Genomic DNA, 21,616 nt, shown 5'->3' on the forward strand with positions numbered 1-21,616 from the left:
GGCATGAGCCGACAGCCCCCAAGCGCTGACCGTGGGCTAAACTAAACGGCATTGGTCCGCATATTCCCAGTTGACATTGAAACCCGCACCCAGCGGCTTGCTCAGGCTGGTCACGCGACGGGCCGCCGTCTTGAACCGGAACACGGCGCCAGGCTGAATCTGCTCAATTGCAACGGCCATGTTGTCAGTCCTTTTCCGATCTACTCAAAAACTTCGTGGTCGGCCAATGAAGACCATTGCTCGATCACAGTGACAACCTGATCGTCGCCATCCCCGTCTACGCGGCAATGCTCAACAAACCAGTCCCAGGAAAGTTTGTCGGCTTCCTTCGTGGCAATCCGCGTGGCAAGGGTTTTCGTCGCCTTCCCGACGACGACCTTTTCGCCTGTACCGTCCGGTTCGCGAATCACGCCTCGAAAGAATTTCTCACCTGGCTTCATACCTTATTTTCCTGGTCAGTCGGTAACGCTTACGTTGACGTTGAATCCGGCGAGATAAACCCTCCCGCCGTCATCGGGGATATCGACGCCTCGATCCAGATTTTCGAGAACGGCCGCTTCCAGCTGTTTGGCCGACAGATCCATCTCGGAGAGTTCAGCTTGAGTTACTTCGACGTTAATTTGCATGGTCTTTTCCTCTGCGTTCAGACCTGACGATAGACGGTCAATCCGCCAATGAGCCCTATAACCTTGAACTTGTCCTTACCATAGTTCCGGCGCTCTTCGCGGACCTCGTAGCCCTCCTCATCACGACCAAGGCGGGCAATGTGCTCGGATACTAGGGCCACTTCGTTCCGCACCGCAGACAAGTCCCGCATCACCATGTCCGGCGGCAAGGACTTCAAGCACTCAAGCAGCGTAGCCATAACTTTTCCTAGGCGTCTTGTGCTGTTTGGGGCGGAAGCAACTTGAACATCGCCTCCAGCGTCTCGTACGGCAGCTTCTTGAAGTCGCAGTCCCGAAGTCGAGCAGCCATATTCAACCGACGATTCTCACGTCGAGCTTCAGCGACAGCTTCCTCGGAGGCCGGCGAAGGAATCTTCTTCCAGCCATCCCCGACAAGTCGCCCATCCTTGGCTCTGTACCGGCGCTCGTCCTCTCCGACTAGGGCAATGATTTGCGTAGCCGTCCGACGGACTACCTTGACCGGGACAACTCGACCACCGGCCCTGTGGTGCTCGTAAGGAATCACAGCGGTCCATTCATGCCCAGCGACGAGAGAGCTCAACCACTCCTCGGTGATTTCTTGGGTCGTCATGCTCCTTTTCCTTTGTTCAGTCTGCTATCGCCAAACCGAGCCGGTCGGCCACTGACCGCGCCATGCACGACACATCCGAGGAACCCAACTCTTCCAGTTCGCCCTGGAACTCGGCTTCATCGAGGCAGGCAGTCAGAAGAGAGTCGTCAGCAGTTGCCGAAAAGGCACTTGCGAACAGTGGCACCGTCCGACAGCGATGGAAAATCCGTTGAGCCAACTCTTCAGGTGTCATGCTTTCTTTCCCTTGGTCAGATGAACAACTCAACGCGGGCCGTGATGCCCTTGCGCAAGTTGTCTTGAAGTCAGTAGTTCGGCATGCCGTGGGAGGAGCCCTTCGGCTCAGGCTTATTCACCAGCCACTTCTTCACGTCCGCCTCACGGAACTTGCGTGGCGTATTGCCGTTCCAGGAAGCCGTGACGAACTGGCCCTCGGGGTCGACCTCGATGATGCGGATGCTATAGAGAGCAGTCCGCGACATGGTGGTGTTGCCCACCTTTTGACGCCGTCGCTCGTAGACAACTTGCTCGGGCTTCAATTTGCTAATCGTTGCCATGTGGCACCTTTCCCGATTAGGCCTCGAAGCGGCGGAGGTGGACGCCCTCTGCGCCGGTGTCGATGCAGAACTGAGCAAAACGATTCGCCATCCCGACATCGCTCGATACGTTCGTGTAGGCGGTGCCGCGCACCGTGTAGCCGACAGCAAAGTAGGTTCGCACTTCGAGACTCCTTTCCCTGAATTGTTGCTGTAAGCATACACGTCTAAACGTGAGCAGTCAAGCGCCACCATACGCAACAAGCAACTTACTGTGCGCGTTACGATAACGGCTGAGGGCATTACTGACCGCGTTCGGCTGCATTCCCGCCGCCCCCGCTGCGTCCTTGGTCGTCACGCCCTCCACCAGAACCAATCGGGCGGCCGTCCTTACGGGCTCCCGCGACCGCAGGAGCTCCGCCACCACCTCGAACTGCGCTTGCGTCATCTCCGCCATCAGATAGCCCTCGCCACGATGGCGCCCAGACGGACCGGGTCGGCCTCCACCATCCGCTTGACCGCAGTGAGCGATTGCACACCCAGAATCACCTGGATGTGCCGCAGGTCGAACCCCTTGCGATGGAGCCGGACACCGAACGTGCGCCGGGCCGACAGCGCAGAACCCGCCTCGATGCCCGCCTGAGTGTGCAGGCGTCGGACAATCTGGGTCAGGGACTCGCAGGAATAGCTCTCCTTCCCTGCGGGCGTCATCCGGCGAGTGAAGGTGAAGGGCTTCCCGTCGACCGCCAGAAAGAGGGGAGAAGCCGGGTCCAGCCCCCGGAACAGGGCTGGCTCACCCAGTCCATAGCCGCACCGCACCCGGGTCGCAAGATAGGCGTCGAGGGCGGCCACCACGCCCTTGTTGGTCCAGTAGAGCGGGCGCTTGATCCCATTGAAGGCAATCTCGGCGCGAATTTCGGAGTCGGTCCGAACGGTCCCGTCAGCCGCCAGGTAGTCGGCGACCGTGAGCTTGGCGAGCTCGATGGGCATCATCCCGGTCCCGTAGGCGACCCACAGCAGCGCCACATCGCGCTCCTTGGCCTGGCCGGTAACCGCGGCAACTTTGACCGCGTGCCGGAAGTCCGCGTCCTCTACAACTGGCGCTTTCGCCATCTTGCAACAAACTCCACAACGATACTGTTACGATAAAGTATGCCGAACGGCGGCCGGAAAGGCAAACAATCGGGCGGGAAGGCGCGTCGCGCTTGGCATCCTCGGAAAGCCGGGCGTTACAGTCGTTGGTGCGTGGACGTGAAAACGCCCCGGCTCCAGAGGAGCGCGGGGCGTGAATTGAGAGATTACATCCTGAAGGATGCGCCGCGTTGCGGCATCTTGAACACTGGGTCCATCTCGAACTTGGACACCAGGCCCAGCTTCTTCATGCGGCGGTGAAAAGCGACGCTTTCCTCGCCGCACACATCGGAGACCCGGAGCGGTTGTCCAAACTTCTCGACCAGCCAGCGGTAGGCATTTGCAGCCCATCCTTGGCGTTTCGTTCCTGCCCACACCCACTTGATGTGAGGTGCACAGTTCTTCCTGGCCGACACCAGCACCCTGACGTTTCCACACCCCAACTCCTTCGGACTCGCATCCTTGGTCATCAGGAAGTCGAATTGGAGCACCGGCATGCCGTTCCATGTGTCTTTCGACTCAACGACTTGCATGGTTGTCCTCGTAACGCACGATTTCTCAGACAGTGTGTCGTAAAGCATAACGTGGCCAGAAATAAAGCATAACTTGGCCACGGCAAATCTGAAGACCGCAGTGTTAGCGCGGGTTCCAGGCTGACGACGCGGACAGTTTATGCTTTATCGCGCGGACAAGAATTGCTTAACGGCACAGACAGGCCGGAACTCGAAAGAATTGACGCAGAATCCGAACTTGTCGGAAAGAGCATCAGCCCCCTCAAGGCTCACGTCCGTATCGGCGTCCAACTCCAGAACCGCCTCCGCAGGCAATTCAGTGTCTTCGCCATCGGTATCCCACTGGATGTTGAAAAATTGAATTTTCATCTTTATTCCTCTGGTTGATGCCCGTCAGGCGCCCGTGAGGGCATGAATCCCTCCGGGCTTAGTTGTCGTAACGTGCGATGATCCGGTGGCGGAGATCATGGGCCATCAGCGGGCCAGCTCCATCGAGCGCCTTCGAGACGCATGCACTCATGGCTGAATTTCGAACCACTCGCAGAACAGCAATCCACTCTCGAATTTTTTGGCGACGGGTGGCGCGAATCCGAAGATGCCTCGCTGGAGTACCAATCCGGGCCCATCTGGAGTTCCGCAAGGACTCCCAATCTTCAAGTTCATTGCTACTCCTTCTCGTAACGTTCTACGGTTTCACTCACTCTCTCGGATCGCATTGCCGAACTGCTTCGGCGTGTGCCCATCGTTCGCGCTGTCTGCGTGCCGCCTCGCTCCCAGGGTTCAGGGGGAGGCCGGTCGCCTGGTGCAGCACTACCCGAGTCATTGTTCGACCGGAGACGTACAGCGGCGTGGTGTAGATTTCGACTTGGCCCAGCTCGATCGACTCCTCGAGCTCGCTCATCTCAGCTTCGGTCGAATCGCGAAGACCAATTGCGCCGACAACAACACCAAGCGTTCCCTTCCCTTGAAACCGAAACCGCAGGCTGGTGCCCACGATTGCGGCCTCGGTAATGCGGTAGCCACGGTTGTCCAGATCGACTCGGCGGAACGCATCGAGGATTTCATCTACATTCGTGCCCAAAACAGGCTTCATTTTCAGCTCCATAATGATCCCCCTTGCGCCGCCACCCCTTACGGGATAGTGGCCCGTGGGGGTGTTAGTTGTCGGCCCTGGTTAGCGCCGGTTCAGGCTTGCGAGGTACTGATCGATTGGTACGGCCTCGTACCGAGCCGTGTTCAGGGCGTCGACTTTCCTGAGGTCAAATGTCTCGAACAGAACCTTCCTGCTGCTCTTTTCGAGAATGACCCAGCTTGCTGCGGTCTTCATGCTGTTGGGGCCCTAAAGTGAGAGGGCAGCAATCCGCTGCTCAACTAGGTGTTCGGCAACAGCGAGCATGTGTTGCTTGTTCTCGACTGCAAGAATCCGGCCGATCTTTACTCTGTCTGCGACGTACTGAACGGTCCCGTACAGCTCAAATGCGACTGGGTCGCGCGAGGCGACGTTTTGCAGAGGTGTCTTCTCGATCAGATCTTCGATAGTGGCCATCGTGTTCGTGCTCCTTAATGAATGTGCAGACACGACTCGCCCTTGTTGGAGCAAGAAGTGTCCACGGTGGCAGTTCACGGTCCTGAGGCCGTGGGTCTGGTCAGCCGAAGTAGAAGACGTTCATCTGCCGCACGGTGGCCGCAGTCACCTCTTCACGAACATCGGCAGCGATCTCAATGAGGTCGGACGCACGCTCCAACAGCTTGGCGCACTCCAAACCGACGTGGCACTTAAGATCCAGCTCGGCAAGCTCTGGCTCAATGGGCACCTCGGCAAAGAACGGCAGGGTTCCCATCAGATCACCTAAAGTCCGGGGATCGTGTCGAGCCAAACATGCAAAAGGCTCGGCCTCGGTGCAGCGCCCCGATTCGGCCAGGCGCAACAGGACCCTGCCCAGCACATCGTTGTCGCCAGCTGCGCTGCACGACCGAAGAACATCGTTAACGATCGTGCTATGCGTGACGACAAAACGCTTACAGCTTCTACACGGCTCACCTTGTTCCGCCCTAAGGGCTGCTTCGGTGTCCTCAGACAGGTACATTCCTGACATCACTGATTGAGTACTCATCGACTTCTTCCCTCCTTGGGATATGGTTGGACGGCACTCAGCAATGCGGTTCGGGCGAAGAGAAAAGGAGACGGATCAGTCCAAAAAAGAACCCGGCATAGCCGGGTCTGTGTGATGAAGGCGCTTTATTGCGGTGAAATTTCCAAGAAATCGCGCAAACGGACCAAAGCGTCCCCTCTTGCGAGGTTGAACACGGGAATGCCGTGTCGTGATGCAAGGGCGATTGCTTGCCCGGTGCCACCTGTGGCTTGCGTGCGACTTTGCTCGTCCTCGACGCCATCGGGCGTCCAGCACAGAACGAAGTCGACAGGGCTGGAAAGGTCTCGACCAAGAACCTGGTAGCAGTTGCGCCCCATCAGGTTGCGAGCTGCGCGACCGAGCCGATCCCAGCGAGGGTGGATCGTCGCGGCCAGGGTGAGCGCCTTGTCGCAAACACCCTGGAACTCAGACTGCCGACCATTGAAGCCCGGCCAGGGCAGGTAGATTTCCTTGTGAGTGCATCCGGCCTCGAAAGAAGAATCCGCTCCGTTGGCACCGCCACTGCGTAGCGTGTAGCCCAGCGCCTCGAGACGGGTGGCGCAGCGTTGCATGAGTACCAAGACCGGCTCCGGGGTGTTGCGCGAGCCGATTCCGGCATAGGTCATAGATGGCATCGTTGATAGCCTCCACTCAGTTGATGTGAGGGTGAGATGCCTCAGCGATGCTAGGAATCATGAGGCCTGAGCATGCTCAAGGTTGAGGGGTCTGAGTAGTCCTCGGTAATGGCTGTCCGGGGTTCCATGCGTGAACAAGCGCTTCCCCCTCATCGATCTGCGCTTGTGTCATATCCTCCAGGACCCATTCCAGCAACTCAGGAATGTAATCATCGCCTGAGGTCGCAGCAATGCTGTAGAGCATGTAGGCGAGCGTGTTGTTTTTGAGAACCCCATTCCCGTGCTGATACATCTGCCCGAGCTGGACCTGTGCGGACACGTCCCCCTGTTCGGCAGCCTTTCTGTACAAATCAGCAGCCTTCTCAAGGTTGGGGGTGAAGTAATGACCTGTTTCGTACAGGAACGCGAGCTCGATTTGTGCTTCGAGGTGCCCCTGCTCACATGCCGCGCGTAAAAACTTCAAACCTCTCCTTTCGTTATACGGAACGCCCCAACCGGCTAGGTAACAACGCGACATTCTGTATTGCGCTTCTTTGTGGCCTTGTTCGGCAGCGTCGAAGTACCAATCTGTCGCTTGATCGATATCTGACGGCACACCCTCTCCAAAGTAGTACATGGCCCCAAGACGGAACTGCGCCTCGGGGTTCCCTTCGTTTGCCAAGGAGAGCCAAAGGGCGTGTGCAGTCTCGTACTGACCGTCCTTGTAGGCCTTCAGTGCGGCAGCAAGCTCAGTCTCAAGGCTGTCCATATTTCGACTCCTTAGGTTTTCCTGCGGATGGCCCGAGAAAGATGGCGGGCGCCACCCCGAACGACCCCTACGCCCTGCCCCCCGAAGCTGTATCCCCAAATGAGCTGCCAAAGCGTCGGCGTGGCCATCGGCAGCCAGATCAAGGTGGCCTTGGCGGACAGCGCCTCCTGCTGCCGGATAACCTGCTCCACGGCCTTCTTCTCGCGCCTACCGTCCTGGCCCCGGGCGCCCCAGTATCGGAAGCTCTTGAGCTCCACCACCGCCACGATCCCGTCCTTCCTTGCAACGAGATCGACGTCGCCCCCGCTGTGCAGGCGTTGGCCCAGCACGACGTTGTAGCCGTCTGACTCCAGCCGGTCTTTCGCCAGCTGGCCGTACTTCGCCTCCACCGCTTGGCCGTGCTGACGCGCATAGGCACGTCGATGGTGATGTGCGGCCAATGACGCCAACGCCGCACACAAAATGACGTTCACCTGGAGACCAAGATCAACAATCGGGAGTGCCGCATTGGCGGTCGCAGCGGCCAGGGCGCCAATGAATAAATTTCGACGACGCAGGTTGTGGCGCCAGGGCTCAAAGGCGTGTTTGCCGTGGCTCAAGCAAATCTCCTTCTTCTGTTCTTCGCTTTTTCTGCGCCTCCAAACCGTCGCACTGCTTCATCCCAACTCATGCGGACTGCCCGTCCAACGCCCTCCTCCCGCTTTTCATCCCACTCTTCAGCGATGATGAAGCGCTGCCAAAGAAGGCTTGTCCGTGAATCGTAGATCGTGCCAGGTGGCCACTTCTCCATCACCCCGGTGCGCCTGCACAGGCGGACGAAATGACGGCATTCGGTCATCTCTGTGTCAGGTTCTCCGATGGAGAAATCCACCACCCATGCCTGATTGGGATCGTCTTCGCACGGCGAGGCTGTCCAAAAGGTCCCTTTAGGCGTATCAGGAAATGCTATTGGATCGATGGTCGGGCAGGACTGTGTCTCATCGACAATGCTGAGCAAATCTTCCATCGTCGGCAGACGCCACCCCTCCCGGACCCCTTCGTGCTCGGAAACCAGAACAAGATCAGGCTTGAAGTTGTGCATCACAGCGACTCCACCTCTGATGCAAGCGAATCAGCATCAGCCGCGATGCCGCCGAAGACCTCGAACAACTCGTTAGCGATCCCCAAGAACTCCGTGACGGAGAAAACGAGGTCTGCGTCAAAGATTTCGTCAGCCGAGGCATCACCTTCGGACTTTCCGTCGTTGTCGCCATAGTGAATCTTCGAGAACCCCAAATCGTCGTCTGCACTGCTGCACGTAATGATGAATTTCGTTGTTGATTCGTGTCGAAGGCCAAGCTTGACGGGCGATTTCCCCTCAAGAAGGTGCTCACGGATTTCCGGCCTGTCGAGCTCGTGTGCGGTGTACCGAATCTTGCTTTTTTCGTGGGTGAGTTCGCAATGCTCGCCAAGCATGAATCCGCCCTCGCACTCATTGTTCAAGAGCCATTCGGTCATCTTTCTGCTTGGCGGCTCAACCGTCCTGAGCTTACGAAATGAAGGCCTCATGCCACGCTTCATGAAGCTGTCGGTGAACACTCCATGAAAATCTTCGACGCACCTTGCCGACGAGGTCAGTACGAGTAGCTGCTTTCTGCTAGGAACCAGAACGCCAAACGTGTGCTTGATGCGGGTCGGCGCTCCAGGCAGCAGCGACTCGTACACCTGATCCTTGAGCGCTTTACGCTCCTTCCTCGTCGCGGGGCGTCCTTCCCGCTTCTCGGCCTCGGCCATCGCAGCCGCAAGCTTCTTCTTGACCGTCGAGGCCGGGACGATCTTGCTTTCCTTCTGGAGGGCGACAAGATAGATCGAGTCGACGACATGCACCAGAGGGGCGCTTTCGACCTCCTTAGGGTTGATCCACCCGAGATGATCTACATCCAACTGACCGATGCCACTGAACTTGCGGCTTGCCAGCACCTCTTCGAGCTCCTCAGGGGAGTAAGGGCAGTCGCAGGAGAACACGAAGGCACTTCGGAGCAACATGAAAGCATCCGCTGAAAGAATTAACACCGATTCTATCGGAGTTATTGGAATCGTTCTCCGCATCCCGCTAAGATGCTGGTTATATGTACAGTATCGGCGGTGCGATTTCACCTACGGATGCATGCATCTCCTGCTTGCAGTATCAGCAACCTTGCGTCGCAGGATCAAAAGGAGATTCAGAATGGATGAAGTGAGAAAGGCGATCTTCGACAACCTGTCGCAGATCCAGACATTCCCCTTCGAAGAGAAGAAAGGGAACCTGACGTACCTGTCCTGGGCAAACGCCTGGGGACTGGTGAAGAAGGCAGAGCCGGACGCCGCGTTCACCGTGGTGACGTTCGACGCGAACGGCATCAGAACCGAGGGTGGACTGCCATACCAGCGAACCGATATCGGGTTCATGGTCTGGACTCGGGTCACCATCGCCAATGTGACCCAAGAATGCTACTTGCCGGTGATGGATCACCGGAACAAGGCAAAGCAGGTTCCGGACATTCTCGACATCAACAACACGTTGATGCGGTGTTTAGTGAAGAACCTCGCGCTCTTTGGCCTTGGGCTTCACATCTACGCAGGCGAAGACATGCCATTCGGGATGCCGACACATGCTTCCGAGGTCGATCCTGAGACGGGAGAGATCAAGGAAGCAGTGAAAGCCCCCGTGGCCTCTTCACAGTCGAAGGCAGGTGGTAACGGTACATCCTCAACCTTTGCTGCAGCAATCGCTCGGGTTGGGAAGTTGCAAGCGGCTGAGATGCCGAATGCGAAGCGTATGGCTCCCATGCTGTTCCAGGGGGCTGAGCTCGAGCGGTACCAGGAAGCACTCGCAGCGCGGGAGAAGGAACTCGCCTCGCCTGCGGCTGCAACAGCAGCAACGAGTGCAGCACCGAGCGGCTTGCCGATCTGATCGGCGCTCACCGCAGACTTCAATCAACCCGTCACTGATAATCTTTCAGTGGCGGGTTTTTACGTTGACGGAGGCGAACGTTGAAGAGCCAGAAGTTTGAGAAGCTGGGACGCGCGCAAAAGCAGTACCACCGAAACCATCCATGGCAACTTGCCAGCGGCGGCCTTTACATCCCGCACGACTACACGGAGAAAACCAACGCCGATCTCTCCTGGTGGGACGATGTCGGCTTCATCCTCAACAGGCGCCGCGTCATCGTCTGGTGGCAACACCCTCGCCACCTCTATTCGGAAGAGATTGGGCGACGTGCCCGAACGCTTGCAGGAGACGACCCGAGTGACGACTGGCTCTTCGAAGGCGGGACGAAGAACTACAAGCGCGCGGGCCGTTCGCGGAAGAAGCTCGTGAGCTACACGAGCAGGAAGCCATCGGAGGCCCAGCAGCGCTACTACAACTCGTGCAGGGAGATCGAGCAGCGCATGACCGTCGAGGGGATCGAGTTCGAAGTCGGGACATCCTGGAGTCGCGAGCGTCTGAGCTGGGCAACAGGCGTCGAACTCATCGTTCCGCTCGAGGTGCGAAATGAAACGGAACTGGCAGTCGTTGCGCAACTTGCCCGCCGGCTACTCTTGGGGCAGACCACACTCCAGACTGAGTTTCCGGGGTACCGCTACACCAGAGAGCATTGGCTTGCGGAAACGGATGGACCGCGTGGTATCGGCCCGCAATCTCACGCCTTGGTGCACCAGAGCACACCGTTACTCACTGCGGTAACGCCCACTCGATCGCCAGGCTGAACCTCGCCCTCGAGGACGACAGCAGGCCAGGGTTCCTTTTCGAACTCAGCAGTGAGCGAACCATCATCATTCACAGCAAGAATGTTGGCGTAGCTTTGAACTTGAGGCTTCCCTGAAAATACCTGCTTCAGGTACCGACAAGCGCCAAAAGCAACCGTAAATATCACGAAGATCAGAGCCTGAATTTCGATGCTGATCACCAGTCCGACGAGAACCAGTCCAGAGGTGAGCGCGGCCGCAACAGCAACCCAGCGCAACCCCTTGCGAGGTATGAACTGATCAATGAGTGCAAGTCCACCAGCAGCAAGCATCCACCAGTAGTCTGCAGGCAGGTTGGCGAAGAATGTCATGGGGAAATACGGTTAACGGCGCGCAAGCAAGACCACTTGATCTGCTCAAAGTCGGGGTATTTCGGGGAGATCAGGTAGATCGCCCCTTCAGGGCAAATTGAGGACGACGACACGGCAACAAGTTGAGGCGGGTTGTCGAAGAACCTGCCGCCAACGACTTGCTCCTGCCCTGCCCGGACTTGCCGCAGGTCCACCGGGTTGGAATAAGTATCGGGAAGCCGTGCCTCGTGCAGGTACAGAGGCACAAGACAACGTCCGCCGGAGATCACCTCGCGTTCAAGCATGGCCAGCGCCGGATGCTCGAAGCCATAGCAGGCCTGCTGCCCCGCCCGGTGCCAACGACCGGGGTAGGGCCTGGCTTCCTGGAAACTCGCTGCGGACAAGCGCTTGCGTGGCGAGAGAAGAAAGCAGCGATTAGCGCTCAAACTGGATCTCCATACAGCAATGCCGCGAGCGCCTCTTCGATCAGGGCCCCACCGTCTTCTGTGGCCAGCATGGAAAGCGGCGTATGTCCGTCAAGCCACCCCTGAGAAACCTTGAGCCAAGCACGCGCAGCATCGCTTGACCCCAGTGCTTGCGTTGCAAGGTGGTCGATTCTCACGAGCCTGGCCAACCGCTCAGTCACAGAGGGGCTCAGCATCGCCGCTTCAGCGCTTAGTCTGCGCACGCTGGCTGACGAGATCATCGCCATGGCGCAGATGTCATCGTGGGTACAGCGAAACTCCCGGGACACCTCCCCGATCGCGCTGGCCGGAAGGCTCTTGCGAATCAACTCGATCCGGGTTCGGCGGTTCGCCGTCAGGACTGCCTTTCTGAACGCAGCCCATACGCCCGCACCACCCCTCCCTCCAGCAGCGCCTCGCGTCACCTCATCTTCTTGATAAACCTTGGCTATGTCATTCATCGCGATCGCCGAAAACTGCCAGCTTTGGTATGTTACAGCCTGTCGTGGTAGGATACAAAGCAATCCTGACAGGAATTATAAGAAAACAGGGGATATGGTCACCATAATTAACTGCACGTAGGTCTGCCCCCGATGAAAAGACTGCTCTCACTTCTTGCGACAGGTTTCTTGGCTACGACGCAAGTGGCTATGGCCAACGAAACAGAGCTCGGAGATAGCGTTGTTCGCCCTGCCGCAGCCAGCCCGTTTGCGCCCTCGATACGCGTCGCCTTCTCGCCAGGCGAAGCGGAGGCAGAGGTCTTCGACCTGGTGCGCAAAGCCAACAAGAGCATACGGATACTGACGACATCTTTGGTCAACAGAGACCTTGCCGATGAACTTTTGCTGGCCAAGAGTCGTGGAGTCGATGTTCGCGTCCTCTTCTCTGGTGCCAGCAAAGACCAGAAGTCCTTCGTCATTGCGTTTTTGAAGAACGGCGGCGTCTTTGCCGCTTATGCAACGACACGACAAACGCTGAACTCGAACTTCATCGTCACTGACGAGGCGAACACAATTACGGGAAGCGTCGACTACGCCAGTACCTCGTTTCGTCGGAACCATGAGACGATCATGACCGTCAAGAACTACCCCGATGCTGCATTCAAGCTCATGTCTGCTTGGGATGCGCTCGCCGCTGAGGCCGAAGAACCTGCACCGGTGCGGCAGAAACAAGGAGCCCCGGGATGACACCAGCCTTCTCCTATGAAATGGTCGCTGAGGCGTTCATAAAGTGGTTCGAGACCCAAAATGGGGAGTGCATTCCATCAGAAGAGGCGCATTGCCGTGAGCGCATCATCTCGCAGATCAAGCGCTTCTACCCAAACGAAGAGCGGCTCAACCAAGACGCACATCGGCTTATTGCTGCGCTCCTGAAGAGTCAGGGCGTGAGCGGCTCCAGTGGCCGACGCGCCCACTAACCTCCCTTTGAGACAAATCCCAAAAGAATCGTTTTCTCGACTTGAGCGTTTATATAAACGTGCTAAGTTAGACGCACCGCAGGCGAGCTTTCGCCGCAACGATGATCAAAATGGGAGAAATTCATGATCGAGAACCTGGACGCGTTGGAATCCGACTTCGAGCTCCAGATGATCCCTGGATCCGTCAAGACGGCCATGACCGCAGTTGACGCGAAGTCGAGGGATCTCTGGCAAGTACCAATCGAAGCGATACGGGTGATCCCCGGCTTCAACGTTCGAGTCAAGAACGCCTCGTACGACCAACACATCGAGGATTTGGCAGAATCGATCCTCCGCGAAGGCTTCAAGCCAGACAAGCCGCTGGCTGGCTATGTCTCTGTCAACGTCATCAGTGTCGTTGACGGCCATTGCCGGCTCGAGGCGGTCCGCATAGCAATCTCTCGCGGGGCCGAGATCTCACGTTTGCCTGTGGTGGTGAGCCCTCCGGGAACCACCATGGAAGACCTCACGGTCTCCCTGGTTAGTTCGAATAGCGGCAAGGAGCTCACGCCCTACGAGATCAGCTTGGTTGTTCGCAGGCTGGTCAGATTTGGATGGGAAACGCAGGAGATCGCAACAAAGCTTGGAATTACTCCGCGCTATGTTGCCGGGCTCCTCCAGCTTGCCTCAGCCCCTCTCGAGATCAGAACGATGGTCATGGAAGAGCGGATTGCGGCACGCATGGCGATTGACGCTATGCGTGACCATGGGGACAAGGCGCTGGCCTTCTTGCTGCGGGCCGAGAAGCTTGCAAACGCTCGTGGTCAGCGACGCGTGACAAACAAGTTCACCCCAGGTAGGGCCATCAAGAAGGCTATCACGAAAAATGCCCCTGTAATGGCAAAAGCGATCGAGGACCTGCGTCGCGATCCAGGGTATGCAGCCCTCGGGGACGACGTGAAGGCTCAGATCGAAAAAGTTCTTGAGGCTTTCGAGGAGGCGCGAAAGAATGAAGCTGATGCCGAGGAAGAGGTAGAGGGCACTTCCGAACAAAGGCAAAAAGAAGAAACCACTTCGGGCATCCCTAACGATGCGGAAGATCTGTTCGCGGACTGATTATGATGGACCTCGAAGCCTTCACGGTAGAACTCCCGGGGCAACTGCTCGCCGGTGCCTATGTGCTCGACACGTGGCCTCGGGAGATCATCGAAGTGGAAGTGCCTTTACAGCCACCCACCACGCTCGCGCTGGACATTTTCGAGATGTCAGACAAGCGTCGAATCGTGGTGTGCACTGAGCTTGCTCGCAACCAGGGGCGTAGCATTACGAACAGTTGGCCCGACTTGGCGGATCATCTGCGCGGGCTTTTAGGCGGACAAGAGACGCAGCTTGTTCTTGTCGAGCATTATTGCGGCGCGTCCTATCGAGACCGTGAGTTGCCGAGTACGTACGACCTTGTTGATCTGCGGTGGATCTCGGGTCGCGCAAGTTTGCTAGGCTGGACGCGACTGAGCAGTAAAGGATAGAAAAATGGGATACGGACTAAGTCTTGACCAGGTAGAGTTGATGAAGGGGCCTATGCTTTCGGCCTCCCTGCCTATCGTCTTTGACAATTCAGAAAAGATCGAAGGCGTCGTCGTGCGTTGCCCGGAGTGTGATCGCACTATCCCAGACGTTCTTGTCCGCGGTCGGGTGCAGCGGCCGACTGAGCGTGTCGCAGTCGTCGACACAGGGTGCTACTGCGAGCATTGCGACGCCTTTGGTATGCAGACCCTGCGTTTCTACGACGACGGCCGGGCGATGTTTTTTAACGGTAAAGCGTGGAAAGAGTTCGATGCCTATCCACCCAGTTTCTGGGATCGGGCAAAGCGTTACTTTGCGCCTCGGCACAACATCTAACTTTCGCTACGCTTAGAAATAGAGTCGCCCGTCTAGCCTACAGACGGGCGATTTTTCGTTGCTTCAGGCCGTTTTCTCAAACACGACCTCTTTAGGCGTCGTCTTGCGCACGACAACCGTCTTTGCCAGCTTGTCGTGCCATCCCTGTTTCCGAGAGTCGAAAGCGCACCAGATTAGCCCCAGTCCAAGGGGCATGCACGCAAGCAAGTACCCGAAATACCTGCCCACGTACTGACCTGGTGTCGCGGCATCACCGGAAGACGCATCAACAATTCTCAGCCTCAATGCCATTTTTCCAGGCGTAGCCTGCTTCGCAATCCAGAACCAAAGTACCGCAACCACAGGTGCGACCCAGGAGATCAGAATGTCGAAGAATCCCTGCGACAACTTCTCTGAAACGAAGTACTGCTCGCCGTAAACAGCGTAGAGAAGCGGCAGCGAGATCATTAGCCAGAGCAAAGAGTCGATCAGAAAAGCACCGAATCGAACCCAAAAGCCAGCGTATTGAAGATCATTCGAATTTTGCACGATAAATTCCTCTAAACTGTAATCAGGAAACTTCACTTCAATCGAGAAGAAAGAACTAGAATTGAGCCGCTAATAGCGGAACAAAGCGGAGTTCTCGGATGAAGATGCTCAATGAAAGCATCCGCCGGTGGGAAACCGATACCCGGTACTACTGCGCCATGGTGGATACTGACCTTTTCGGACAGATTGTCTTGAGGCGCTGTTGGGGCGGGAAAACAAATCGGATGGGCGGAATGGCAAGTGATCCTTATGGGACAGTCGATGAAGCGCAGCAGGCGATGGAAGTGCTCGCGAAAGTTCGTAAGCAGCACGGCTATCGCCTATTGAACTGAGCTCAACTGGTCGATCAGGGCCTTACGGCTGCTTCGGCAACGTCCTGGACATACTGTCCGCGCGTGAAGCGATAGGTAGCCTTTTCAAGGGTCGAATACTTGTCGCCCTTGAGGCCTTCGTATGCCACTTCAAGATTAGCCACAGGTTGCCCCGGAACGGTGACGATACTCAACGTACCGCTAAAATCCATGCAGGCCCGGTTGAATTCTTCGAACTTGGCGGTCGGCCCGTCGCACTTCATTTCCTTGTTGTGCGCGCCCACAAAGATACGCCCAGCAGGTGAGAAGGTGCCGTCAGCAACCATGAACAGATCAAGGAAGTGATCGGCCCCCTCAAAATTGTCGATACGATTACGGACGATCATGAGGAGATGGTCTGCAGAAACCCTTTCAAATTGGAAAGAGGTCTGAGGCGTTACTTCCCCACGCGTACCGTTCGTAAACAGGTTGGGATTCACCACCTCCGGAACCCAGCGTTCGTCTTCGCCCAAACGAAAACTGACCAAACCGACCTGAGCACCAACGTCCACCAGCGAATAGGGCTCTTCCTTCTTGAAGAAGAAAAAGTGTCGGCGAACTCCATTGGCAGTCAGTTCCTGCTCAAACCACACGGGCGGTAGAGACTTATCAACTGCGGCCATGAGTCGAGACGCGATAACGATGTGAGGCGAAGGCTGTTTCGCCTGAATCAGCGTTGGCTCTGGGCAGTCTTGCACAACCGTGGTCGGTTGTGGTGCGTCAGTATTGCTGAAAAGGGTAAGCGCGATTGCGCCCAGCGCAAACCCCGCCGATGCTGAGAGCAACGGAATGAGGTATGGAGTCTTGCGGTCGTTTTTCAATTTTCTTTCCTCGGTAGCGTTCTGAAGGAGAGGGTTTCAGGCTTGAAGAGAACCTTGACTGAGCCGATCGGGCCGTTTCGCTGCTTTGCGACAATCAACTCGGCTTCGCTCTCAGTCGACTGCTCTTCGGGTTTTGTGGCGCCTTCGCGATAAAGGAAGATGATTACGTCGGCGTCTTGCTCAATCGAACCGGAGTCCCGCAGATCGGACAAAATTGGACGCTGATTTGATCTGCGGTCGACGCTTCGGTTGAGCTGGGATACAGCAATGACGGGAACCTGGAGCTCCTTCGCGAGCGCCTTGATCGACCGGGATATCCCTTGAACCTCAAGGTTACGCGTTGCGTTGTCGACCTCATCTGCGGTGGCCATCAACTGAATGTAGTCAACGATCACCAAGGCCAGTGATCCTGCCTTCTTGGCTGTTCGTCGGGCTCGAGCGCGCAGTGCCTTGGCGTCCAGGCGGGCTGAGTCGTCGATGTAGATGGGCGCTGCAGACAACTTCGCAAGTGAGCTCGCAAACACATCTTTCTCAACCGCAGAAATATTCCGAGTCCGTAGCGTGGAATGCTTGATGCCCGACATAGATGAGAGCATGCGCAGGCTCAGCTGCTCCTTGGGCATTTCGGGCGAAAAGATAAGGACAGGAAGGCCACGTCGAAGACCAACTTCCTCTGCAATATTCAGTGCAAGTGTTGTCTTGCCGTGAGACGGCCGCGCACCAATCACAATAAAGTCAGCAGGACAAAGTCCAAGGGTAATTTGGTCAAGTCCAGATAAACCGGTAGAAAGCCCCTGAAGCCCATTCGGCGACGGGACGGCCGTTGCATCACGAAAAACAGCGCCTACGAAATCTCTGGCAGGAACTGGCCCATCCTCTTGGCCAATTATCTTCCCTGTCACGCGAAGCATCAGTGCTTCGGCCTCATCGAGGATCTCTTCTGCTTTCTTGGTTCCGGGATCGTGAATAGTCTGCAGGATGCGGTTACAGGCTGCACCCAAGTGCCGCAACACCGCCTTGCTTCGTATGATTTTCGCGTACGAAGAAATGGCTGCCGTCGAGATTGCACTGTTGGCGACCTCCGCCAGGTAGGCAAAGCCCCCTGCTTGCTCAAGCTCCCCTTTGGCGGCAAGAAAATCGGTAACCGTAATGAGGTCGACCGCCTTGTTTTGCACATAGAGGTCAAGCATGGCTTGATAGGTGAGTCTGTGACCCTCATCGTAGAAGTGCTGGGCTTTTACGACATCAATCACCCCGTCAAAGAACTGGTTGTCGAGCAACAACCCTCCGATCAGTCCCTGTTCGGCAGGCATAGAATGCGGAGGCAACACTCCAGGCTGAACATGCGGAGTGTTGTTTTTACGGCTCATAGCGCACCCTTTGACGACTCAGCGGCCCCGTTAAAGGACAGAGTCGTGATAGCGACCTTGGTTGCTGCATCCCGCCCAAGTCGCGGGTCGGTTTCCCACTGTCGCGCGTTTAGAAACTGTGCCGCAGTCGGAATCGTTCCTGCCTCCTTTCTTGCCCATTCATTGCTTAGCTTCCATTTCTTGAGACCGAGGATCAGCTGCTTGAACAAGGCTTCGTCATCATCAAAACCGATGAGGCCCCAAATAGACCACGCAGCTTGAATGTCAGTTTGACGAGGGTAGCTTGAAATAAACTCGACAAAACGGGGCGATTCACGAGAAAGCAGAGTGACGCCAGAGCTGGCGAGCTTCTCCTCGATAAGCTTGTTTGAAACGCGAATACGATTTCTCAGGAAAGTTCGCGGGTCCGTCCGTGGGCGAATCGTAGGCTGCATGGCAATCTGCCGCGCCTGCTCGATCTCGATCCTGATGTTGCATAAACGGAACTCATTCGCAAACGACTGGATTTCTTCCTCGGATGGAGACCACCACGAGATGTGGTCCGAAGAGCCAAACGGGATTGCGAGCGGGTGATCCTGAGATGCGTTCGCAAAAACTGACTCGTATTCGATCTGTTCTGAGCGTCCGGCCTTAGGTTTGCTAACCAAGTTCTTCAGACGAGGATGGTGGAGTTCGTCACCTTCTCGAACAAAGAAGCTCATCGCGATCTTGCCTACTGCAAGGAGCTCCACCTCACTTTGGGCGCCGATGATGCGTGCAAGGAAATGAAGGTTCGCACCTTCTGTCAGGCCACTATGGGCGGACGGGAGCACAAAACCGTTATTCTCAAGGTAACGGTCCATCAGTGCGCGATAAACACCTTGTTCAAGCAGGCTCAAACCTGCAGTTTCATTGAGATTGGTCTCGGTGTCGTATTGATAGATCATTTTTCTTGTTTAACCCAGGCGCTGATGTAGGCGGCAACATCCGAAGCCAGGTAACGCGCACGAGGGCCACGCCCACTCCCTCTTGGAAGCTCCTCGCGCGAAATCCGTCTTACAGAGGCCGACGAAAGTCGGAGCTCATCCGCGACCTCACTCGTCTTAAGCATCATCCCGTAGCGCTCGACCAACTCTGCCTCGATCCGCGCACGTTCGCCGTCATCGTTGCTTCGCTTGGGGTGGATAGGGTCGGTCATCGCGTGTAAACTCGTTGGAACTGTTGCGATTCTAAGCGAATTATTCATAACTCAGCTAGGCGAACAGTTAGAACACATACGGAGAGTGCTTGACTGATCAAACGAACTATCGTGACGAAGTGCTCATGGCTCTTCGGAATGCACCGTCGCCAATGCCTGTGCGCAGGCTTCTGAGGCTCTTCAGGCTAGCAAAGCCGACGAAAGCACTGAGGTCTGCCCTGTTCGAACTTGAACAGGAAGGGAGGATCATTCGTGGCGCAAGCGGTGAGAGCGTGATCTGGTTGCTGCAGGGATGAGATGGAGGTACCCGGCCTGTCCGGTGCATAGGCGGTTACGTCACAAACACCGCCGATTGCCGCAGGCCTGGTTGCCCGTAAGTTTGCCGGCGACGATAACGACGGGGACCTGCATGGATACGGTATGGGTTATCCACTATCACGACGGATACTCGATGCAACAAACACGCTACCTCGCGCATTGCCGGAACTGCGCGTGGCAACGATTTGAGCGGCAAAACCGAGGCTGCCGGGTTTCAGTCGTCGTCCCAGCTCACCCCCATCTCTGCCCTGCCGAGAGCGGTTCAATGCAGCAGACCAGGAAGCAAGAACAGAGCTGCAATCCGGGATCTCGAGCCTATTGAGAACATCGGTGCGCCGCCGAGACGTTCCTCCAACCTAGACCAAGGAGTATGCGGTTTGAGATTTGACGCCTTCTTCAGGTCTGGTAATCTGCAACCCATGTCGAACGAGTTGCCCTACTTGTTCCTCTGCCTCCAGGAGAAGGCTCCCAGATCTCCAACAGACACCGCAGCAGTCAGCGCTGCCATCTCCTTGAAAAAGGAACTGCCCCGGGCCAGAGCGGGTGCTGACATCTGGAACACGATTTCCAAGACATCAGTCGCCGATGTTCTCCTTGTGGTACTGCCCTTGCGCTGGGCAAGGTGGCGACGTCCCAGCACTTACACACAGCATCAGTCGTCGATGCGCTCCTTGTTGGTAACTGCCCCCGAGCCGGGCGGGGCGACGACTCCCGGCACGAATTCTTGGCGTCAGTCATCGGCGCCCTCCTTGATGGTTGCTGCTCCCGCGTCGGGCGGGGTGATGACACCCGACACAGACACACTGCATCAGCCGTCGATGCGCTCCTTGGTTGACTGCTCTTGCGCCGGGCAGGACGACGGTACCCGGCACCCCCTCTTCTACAGCGTTCGCTTCAAGGCCTTGTCGGATGCGTAACCCCGATAAGGCGTTGCCGCTCCGCGACGCGTTGCCTCGCTTCTTCCCCCGATTCGATCCATCTGCCGCCGGCGAGCAGCATCCGATTTCCCGCCTTTGCGCTCATATCGAGCACCTGAGCCAGCTTCGACACGAGCGGCCCTCGAGCGGCAATGAGCTCGATGCTGAGATCGGGAAACTGTGCAAGCTGCTGGACGAAGCCGAAGCACCGTATTTCGTTCGGTACATTGTTTCGCGCGACATCCTCGTAGCCCCAGAATGCTTCGCGAAGTGGTCGAAGCGAGTTCAGGGGCATGGTATCGAGCTCTGCTACGGAGGCACCCAGGATCAGCGATTCGGTGCCATCGAACCCTACTTCACAGGCGAAGGCAGCGCACTGGTCGACGTCGGCTGCGGGAAAGGCTTCTACCTTCTTCGCCTCGCATCACGCTACAACCGTGTCATCGGCTTCGAAGCTCAGGGGGTGGAACGTGAACGAGCGGCGAAAGCGCTGGCGGCCGACGGAATCGAGCACGTAACGCTGGAAGGCGCGTTCGGCAAGCAGCTTCTACCGGAGGACGCCGACGTCTTGCTCACCGAGGTCGTCGAACACATCCCTTACCCGAAAGCGATCGAGTTGGTTCAGGTGATCAGCCAACAGCGGCCAAGGGTCTTCGTGATGGGGTCGTCTCAGAAAACGGAAAAAATCGTACGCTAAGCATGCGCGGAGGCTGGTATCCAGCGTTATAAGATCGGAATGGACACGCCGAGGTTTTTGGCCACGTCCTTGGGCAGAACTCCGCTGGGCAGCAGGGAGTTTCGATGCACTGAATTGACGCCTAAAAATCCGACGTCATTTATGGCGTTATGATATTATCGGTCTGGATTGCTAGATCCTAGGCTCACGGAGGCAGTTATGATCGGCTCAATTAGTTCGTATTCCACAGCCCAGATAGGCAACGCGGCAGCATTCAAGGCGGCTTCGGCAACCGACCCGATTTCCGACGCTACGGAAAGTTCGGGCACATCGGGCACCCAAGGTGGCTCACAGACGATTTCCACACTGGCCCGACAACTGGCAGCGAGCGCCAGCCGTGCCGAAGAGCGGGATAAGACACTCACCCGTTCGGAATTGGCGGACAAGGCAAAAACCGCTTTGAGCCAGATACAGGGTGATGCTTACTTCGCCAACAAGGCCAAACACGACAGTGAAGTGCCTAAGACGAGCGACCCAGAATTATTGGCCAGAGCCAAGCAGGCGACGGAGTACGTTAATAGTGCGGCTAGAGGCGGAACCTCTGAGAAAAATCCATTTGCCGGTTTATCACGAGAGCAATTGGCGAACATCATTTATGACGATAGCGGGACTTATACAGTCAATGAACGAAGAG

The 21,616-nt window shown here is 56.8% G+C and carries 37 protein-coding genes; 9 read left to right on the forward strand and 28 right to left on the reverse strand.

The genetic code is table 11. From position 1 onward, the window contains the following. Positions 1-36 precede the first annotated feature (36 nt). The 20 genes from ACUH78_RS16760 to rdgC all read right to left on the reverse strand — a co-directional run bounded on the left by ACUH78_RS16760 (position 37) and on the right by rdgC (position 8,973). Positions 37-180 (reverse strand): hypothetical protein, encoded by a 144-nt coding sequence (locus tag ACUH78_RS16760; RefSeq protein ID WP_445334091.1) that lies wholly within the window; start codon positions 178-180, stop codon positions 37-39. Positions 181-200: 20 nt separating this feature from the next. Next, complete coding sequence (locus tag ACUH78_RS16765) at positions 201-440, reverse strand: hypothetical protein (protein WP_445334092.1); 240 nt, start codon at positions 438-440, stop codon at positions 201-203. 15 nt (positions 441-455) lie between these two features. Continuing rightward, on the reverse strand, positions 456-626 hold the full coding sequence (locus tag ACUH78_RS16770; protein WP_445334093.1) for a hypothetical protein: 171 nt from the start codon (positions 624-626) through the stop codon (positions 456-458). Positions 627-643: 17 nt separating this feature from the next. After that, on the reverse strand, positions 644-865 hold the full coding sequence (locus ACUH78_RS16775; protein WP_044059822.1) for a hypothetical protein: 222 nt from the start codon (positions 863-865) through the stop codon (positions 644-646). Positions 866-873: 8 nt separating this feature from the next. Continuing rightward, entirely contained in the window at positions 874-1,257 is a 384-nt protein-coding gene (locus ACUH78_RS16780; protein ID WP_445334094.1) for a hypothetical protein, read from the reverse strand. A gap of 16 nt (positions 1,258-1,273) precedes the next feature. Beyond that, positions 1,274-1,489: a hypothetical protein gene (locus ACUH78_RS16785; protein WP_445334095.1), complete on the reverse strand. Its 216-nt coding sequence runs from the start codon at positions 1,487-1,489 to the stop codon at positions 1,274-1,276. Between the two features lie 70 nt (positions 1,490-1,559). After that, positions 1,560-1,736 carry a hypothetical protein gene (locus tag ACUH78_RS16790; RefSeq protein ID WP_445334096.1) on the reverse strand — a complete coding sequence of 59 codons (177 nt, stop codon included), beginning with the start codon at positions 1,734-1,736 and terminating at the stop codon, positions 1,560-1,562. Between the two features lie 91 nt (positions 1,737-1,827). Then, a complete protein-coding gene (locus tag ACUH78_RS16795) occupies positions 1,828-1,974 on the reverse strand; it encodes a hypothetical protein (protein ID WP_445334097.1) in 147 nt (48 codons plus the stop codon). Positions 1,975-2,031: 57 nt separating this feature from the next. Next, on the reverse strand, positions 2,032-2,247 hold the full coding sequence (locus tag ACUH78_RS16800) for a TrfB-related DNA-binding protein (RefSeq protein WP_445334098.1): 216 nt from the start codon (positions 2,245-2,247) through the stop codon (positions 2,032-2,034). Then, positions 2,247-2,903, reverse strand: a complete 657-nt coding sequence (locus tag ACUH78_RS16805; RefSeq protein ID WP_445334099.1) for a site-specific integrase — start codon at positions 2,901-2,903, stop codon at positions 2,247-2,249. The genes ACUH78_RS16800 and ACUH78_RS16805 overlap by 1 nt, the downstream gene beginning before the upstream one ends. A gap of 185 nt (positions 2,904-3,088) precedes the next feature. Continuing rightward, positions 3,089-3,454 (reverse strand): hypothetical protein, encoded by a 366-nt coding sequence (locus tag ACUH78_RS16810; RefSeq protein WP_445334100.1) that lies wholly within the window; start codon positions 3,452-3,454, stop codon positions 3,089-3,091. A 144-nt stretch (positions 3,455-3,598) separates the two neighbouring features. Continuing rightward, positions 3,599-3,802 (reverse strand): hypothetical protein, encoded by a 204-nt coding sequence (locus tag ACUH78_RS16815; RefSeq protein WP_445334101.1) that lies wholly within the window; start codon positions 3,800-3,802, stop codon positions 3,599-3,601. Between the two features lie 328 nt (positions 3,803-4,130). Continuing rightward, complete coding sequence (locus ACUH78_RS16820; protein WP_445334102.1) at positions 4,131-4,538, reverse strand: hypothetical protein; 408 nt, start codon at positions 4,536-4,538, stop codon at positions 4,131-4,133. Positions 4,539-4,772: 234 nt separating this feature from the next. Further along, a complete protein-coding gene (locus ACUH78_RS16825; RefSeq protein ID WP_048704521.1) occupies positions 4,773-4,979 on the reverse strand; it encodes a hypothetical protein in 207 nt (68 codons plus the stop codon). Between the two features lie 100 nt (positions 4,980-5,079). Continuing rightward, a complete protein-coding gene (locus ACUH78_RS16830; protein WP_445334103.1) occupies positions 5,080-5,547 on the reverse strand; it encodes a hypothetical protein in 468 nt (155 codons plus the stop codon). Positions 5,548-5,672: 125 nt separating this feature from the next. Then, positions 5,673-6,191, reverse strand: coding sequence for a hypothetical protein (locus ACUH78_RS16835; RefSeq protein WP_445334104.1), 519 nt, complete (start codon positions 6,189-6,191; stop codon positions 5,673-5,675). An 85-nt stretch (positions 6,192-6,276) separates the two neighbouring features. After that, complete coding sequence (locus ACUH78_RS16840) at positions 6,277-6,948, reverse strand: tetratricopeptide repeat protein (RefSeq protein WP_445334105.1); 672 nt, start codon at positions 6,946-6,948, stop codon at positions 6,277-6,279. A gap of 11 nt (positions 6,949-6,959) precedes the next feature. Further along, positions 6,960-7,547, reverse strand: a complete 588-nt coding sequence (locus tag ACUH78_RS16845; RefSeq protein WP_445334106.1) for a hypothetical protein — start codon at positions 7,545-7,547, stop codon at positions 6,960-6,962. After that, positions 7,544-8,029 (reverse strand): Lcl C-terminal domain-containing protein, encoded by a 486-nt coding sequence (locus tag ACUH78_RS16850; RefSeq protein ID WP_445334107.1) that lies wholly within the window; start codon positions 8,027-8,029, stop codon positions 7,544-7,546. Before ACUH78_RS16850 ends, ACUH78_RS16845 begins: the two co-directional genes overlap by 4 nt. Next, entirely contained in the window at positions 8,029-8,973 is a 945-nt protein-coding gene (rdgC, locus tag ACUH78_RS16855) for a recombination-associated protein RdgC (RefSeq protein ID WP_445334108.1), read from the reverse strand. The genes ACUH78_RS16850 and rdgC overlap by 1 nt, the downstream gene beginning before the upstream one ends. 181 nt (positions 8,974-9,154) lie before the next feature. Here rdgC and ACUH78_RS16860 point away from each other — a divergent pair, with 181 nt between their 5' ends. Together ACUH78_RS16860 and ACUH78_RS16865 are read left to right on the forward strand one after the other, a co-directional pair. Beyond that, positions 9,155-9,880 (forward strand): Sak single strand annealing protein, encoded by a 726-nt coding sequence (locus tag ACUH78_RS16860; RefSeq protein ID WP_445334109.1) that lies wholly within the window; start codon positions 9,155-9,157, stop codon positions 9,878-9,880. Between the two features lie 80 nt (positions 9,881-9,960). After that, positions 9,961-10,677 (forward strand): hypothetical protein, encoded by a 717-nt coding sequence (locus ACUH78_RS16865; RefSeq protein ID WP_334109001.1) that lies wholly within the window; start codon positions 9,961-9,963, stop codon positions 10,675-10,677. Here ACUH78_RS16865 and ACUH78_RS16870 read toward each other — a convergent pair. Genes ACUH78_RS16870 through ACUH78_RS16880 form a run of 3 tightly spaced genes read right to left on the reverse strand, consistent with a single transcriptional unit; the run spans position 10,611 to position 11,931 of the window. Beyond that, positions 10,611-11,027 carry an NfeD family protein gene (locus ACUH78_RS16870; protein WP_334109000.1) on the reverse strand — a complete coding sequence of 139 codons (417 nt, stop codon included), beginning with the start codon at positions 11,025-11,027 and terminating at the stop codon, positions 10,611-10,613. The two genes, ACUH78_RS16865 and ACUH78_RS16870, sit on opposite strands and share 67 nt — an antisense overlap. Then, the gene (locus ACUH78_RS16875; RefSeq protein ID WP_445334110.1) at positions 11,024-11,452 is read right to left on the reverse strand and encodes an RES domain-containing protein; all 429 of its coding nucleotides are present in this window, start codon (positions 11,450-11,452) and stop codon (positions 11,024-11,026) included. Before ACUH78_RS16875 ends, ACUH78_RS16870 begins: the two co-directional genes overlap by 4 nt. Beyond that, positions 11,449-11,931 carry an Xre family toxin-antitoxin system antitoxin gene (locus tag ACUH78_RS16880; RefSeq protein ID WP_445334111.1) on the reverse strand — a complete coding sequence of 161 codons (483 nt, stop codon included), beginning with the start codon at positions 11,929-11,931 and terminating at the stop codon, positions 11,449-11,451. Before ACUH78_RS16880 ends, ACUH78_RS16875 begins: the two co-directional genes overlap by 4 nt. A gap of 132 nt (positions 11,932-12,063) precedes the next feature. Between ACUH78_RS16880 and ACUH78_RS16885 the strand changes: the two genes are divergently transcribed. From ACUH78_RS16885 to ACUH78_RS16905, 5 genes are all read left to right on the forward strand, one after another. Further along, positions 12,064-12,657, forward strand: coding sequence for a phospholipase D-like domain-containing protein (locus ACUH78_RS16885; protein ID WP_445334112.1), 594 nt, complete (start codon positions 12,064-12,066; stop codon positions 12,655-12,657). Further along, entirely contained in the window at positions 12,654-12,887 is a 234-nt protein-coding gene (locus ACUH78_RS16890; RefSeq protein WP_445334113.1) for a hypothetical protein, read from the forward strand. Before ACUH78_RS16885 ends, ACUH78_RS16890 begins: the two co-directional genes overlap by 4 nt. A 123-nt stretch (positions 12,888-13,010) precedes the next feature. Next, on the forward strand, positions 13,011-13,982 hold the full coding sequence (locus ACUH78_RS16895; RefSeq protein WP_445334114.1) for a ParB/RepB/Spo0J family partition protein: 972 nt from the start codon (positions 13,011-13,013) through the stop codon (positions 13,980-13,982). 2 nt (positions 13,983-13,984) lie between these two features. Continuing rightward, entirely contained in the window at positions 13,985-14,392 is a 408-nt protein-coding gene (locus tag ACUH78_RS16900; RefSeq protein ID WP_445334115.1) for a hypothetical protein, read from the forward strand. A gap of 4 nt (positions 14,393-14,396) precedes the next feature. Further along, on the forward strand, positions 14,397-14,765 hold the full coding sequence (locus ACUH78_RS16905) for a hypothetical protein (RefSeq protein WP_445334116.1): 369 nt from the start codon (positions 14,397-14,399) through the stop codon (positions 14,763-14,765). Positions 14,766-14,828: 63 nt separating this feature from the next. Here ACUH78_RS16905 and ACUH78_RS16910 read toward each other — a convergent pair whose 3' ends face one another. Next, positions 14,829-15,293 (reverse strand): RDD family protein, encoded by a 465-nt coding sequence (locus ACUH78_RS16910; protein WP_445334117.1) that lies wholly within the window; start codon positions 15,291-15,293, stop codon positions 14,829-14,831. Positions 15,294-15,391: 98 nt separating this feature from the next. On the opposite strand from ACUH78_RS16910, the gene ACUH78_RS16915 reads away from it, so the two are divergent. After that, entirely contained in the window at positions 15,392-15,625 is a 234-nt protein-coding gene (locus ACUH78_RS16915) for a WGR domain-containing protein (protein WP_445334118.1), read from the forward strand. 14 nt (positions 15,626-15,639) lie between these two features. Here ACUH78_RS16915 and ACUH78_RS16920 read toward each other — a convergent pair whose 3' ends face one another. From ACUH78_RS16920 to ACUH78_RS16935, 4 genes are read right to left on the reverse strand one after another with little or no spacing between them, the layout of a single operon-like run. After that, positions 15,640-16,464, reverse strand: coding sequence for a hypothetical protein (locus tag ACUH78_RS16920; RefSeq protein ID WP_445334119.1), 825 nt, complete (start codon positions 16,462-16,464; stop codon positions 15,640-15,642). Continuing rightward, entirely contained in the window at positions 16,461-17,834 is a 1,374-nt protein-coding gene (gene dnaB, locus ACUH78_RS16925; RefSeq protein ID WP_445334120.1) for a replicative DNA helicase, read from the reverse strand. The genes ACUH78_RS16920 and dnaB overlap by 4 nt, the downstream gene beginning before the upstream one ends. Beyond that, a complete protein-coding gene (locus ACUH78_RS16930; RefSeq protein WP_445334121.1) occupies positions 17,831-18,760 on the reverse strand; it encodes a hypothetical protein in 930 nt (309 codons plus the stop codon). The genes dnaB and ACUH78_RS16930 overlap by 4 nt, the downstream gene beginning before the upstream one ends. Next, complete coding sequence (locus ACUH78_RS16935; RefSeq protein WP_445334122.1) at positions 18,757-19,011, reverse strand: helix-turn-helix domain-containing protein; 255 nt, start codon at positions 19,009-19,011, stop codon at positions 18,757-18,759. The genes ACUH78_RS16930 and ACUH78_RS16935 overlap by 4 nt, the downstream gene beginning before the upstream one ends. Positions 19,012-20,238: 1,227 nt before the next feature. On the opposite strand from ACUH78_RS16935, the gene ACUH78_RS16940 reads away from it, so the two are divergent. Next, the gene (locus ACUH78_RS16940) at positions 20,239-20,943 is read left to right on the forward strand and encodes a class I SAM-dependent methyltransferase (protein WP_445334123.1); all 705 of its coding nucleotides are present in this window, start codon (positions 20,239-20,241) and stop codon (positions 20,941-20,943) included. The last annotated feature ends 673 nt before the right edge of the window (positions 20,944-21,616 follow it).

The sequence above is a fragment of the Thauera sp. ZXT1-4 genome (genome assembly GCF_052598215.2).